This is a genomic window from Desulfovibrio sp. 1214_IL3152, from assembly GCF_036763055.1.
In the GTDB taxonomy this organism is placed as follows: Bacteria; Desulfobacterota; Desulfovibrionia; order Desulfovibrionales; family Desulfovibrionaceae; genus Desulfovibrio.
Window position 1 is genome coordinate 1 of the sequence record NZ_JBAIYW010000636.1, and the last position, 1,289, is coordinate 1,289.

Annotated in this window: 2 protein-coding genes; both read right to left on the bottom strand. The window is 58.8% G+C overall.

The genetic code is table 11. The annotated features are described in order from the left end of the window. Window positions 1-429: phage tail assembly chaperone (locus V6C07_RS13245; RefSeq protein ID WP_333536948.1), on the bottom strand; the 429-nt coding region annotated here is incomplete at its 3' end. Window positions 430-441: 12 nt separating this feature from the next. After that, window positions 442-1,289 (bottom strand): hypothetical protein (locus V6C07_RS13250; RefSeq protein WP_333536949.1); only part of this gene is annotated, 848 nt, incomplete at its 5' end.

Sequence of the window (1,289 nt, forward strand, 5' to 3'; positions counted from 1 at the left end):
TGGCAGGCCGCGCAGGGCCTGGCGGTAGGCTTTGACAGCTTCAAGCGCTTCTGGATTGATGGGATAGTCCGCCAGCAGGTATTTGTCAGTGGCGTCAAGGCGGGCGTCGCGCTCTGTGCGCAAGCGCGCTGCCCTGGCCGCCGTACTGTTGTATTCTGCAAGGCGGGCGGCTTCGGCAGCCTCGCTTTCTTGTTCAAGGCGTTCTTTTTCAGCCTGCCACAGATCCACATACGGGGCCACCTCCTCCTCATAGGCTGTAGTATCGGCGGCGGACAGCGGCCAGTTAAAATCGTCTGTCCATTCAATATGGCCCTGTTGACCGTCCCATTGAAGAGCATGCATGGCAGCGGGAGCGGAGAAGTCAAAAATGAGGGGCAGGCCATCCAAGATAATGATCCGATCAGACGGAACTACTGTTACTGTGGGCATAGTAAATCTCCTTTATATGACACGCATGACAAAGTGCAGCGCGCAGAAGGGCATGAAGTTGGACGCAGAACTAGCTGTGGCGGATAGTGTGTGGGTGTGTGCCGCATTGGAGCCGGTTGACCCCGTGGTCCCGCCGGTTGTATAACTGTACGCACCACTACGGTCATAATCATACCCCTCGCTATTAGTGCTATAATATGAGGTATACGAGTGGTTGTGGGACGCCAGTTGCGCGACTGAAAGTGTCGAGTTCCCTGCGCTGCCAACGACAGTGTGACTGTGGCTGCCACTGCCACCGATGGTTCCGGCAACATGCGAAGCGTCTGCCCCCAAAAGTGTCCGGCCCGCCAGGTTCGGCATTGTGCCGCCTTTGCCGTCATTGCCGCCGTCACACAATATCCAGTCTTCTCTTGCCGCTGCCTCGCCGGGCATGATGGCCCGCCTTCCGTCACTGCCGCCGAATGTTACGCCCCAGATGGGGATAGGCACATAAGGTGGAAAGGCATCCCAGTACGCGATGTGCAATGCGCCGCCAGCATCAATGGTCATGCCGCTTCCAGGCCTGACTGTGCCGGGCCTTTCCGTGGTGGCAAGGTTTACGGGAGTTACGGAAATCGCCCCGTCCTCGGTTATGGCAATGCCTTCTCCAATCCTGACCATGCCAAGTTGCTGAGGTGTGGCCGGGCCAATATTGGCAAGGCTTTGCGCACGGTCGGCTTCATTTTTTGCGCGGTCTGCCTCGGTACTGGCTCTGTCCGCCTCGTCTGAAGCTCTGTTGATCTCCTCGGCGATTGCCTGCCGGGCATCGTCTGCCGCAGTGCTGGCCGCCGTTGCTGCGGCATTTGCCGCGCCCTGCGCCC